Consider the following 523-nt stretch of genomic DNA (forward strand, 5'->3'; position numbering starts at 1 on the left):
GAGTGCGGTGGTGTCGCTGGTCACCGACTCTTCCAGCACTTGCGGCTGTTTGCCTTCGTGCAGGACTTCGGTGAGCAGCCACAGGTCGTTCCACTTGGCCTTCGGGTGTTCGGTCAGGGCAAGGAAATGGCCGCTGACCAGCAGTGGCTGATCACTCTTGCCTTCGGCGAGCTGGAAGTCGCTGCGGTGACGTTCGAGGGCGCGTTTGGCCAGGTGTTTGCCGCGCTCGCGGTCGATGAAGCGGCCCGGGTAGTCGTAGTCTTCGAGATCGGGCAGGGCGTCGCCGCGGTTTTCGCTTTCCAGGGTCAGGCGCGGTTTTTCGAAGTCGTAATCGCGGCGCGTGGTACGGCTGGTGCGGGTTTCCAGGCGCAGGTCGAAACGCTTGATCACCGGATTGCTGGCGACCATGCCGGAGTCTTGCTGGTAGGCCACTGGCTTGAGTTTCGGGAACACCGTCTGGTCATCGCCGAAGACGAGCTTGTGCGCTGTGGCGCTGTGCTGGAAGTGGTAGTGAATACCTTCC

The 523-nt window shown here is 62.1% G+C and carries 1 protein-coding gene; it reads right to left on the minus strand.

Annotation, left to right across the window (positions count from 1 at the left end):
- Window positions 1-523: contractile injection system protein, VgrG/Pvc8 family (locus AC27VU_RS28915; RefSeq protein WP_488725412.1), on the minus strand; the 523-nt coding region annotated here is incomplete at both ends.

Source organism: Pseudomonas sp. 14P5.3.2 (genome assembly GCF_057799175.1).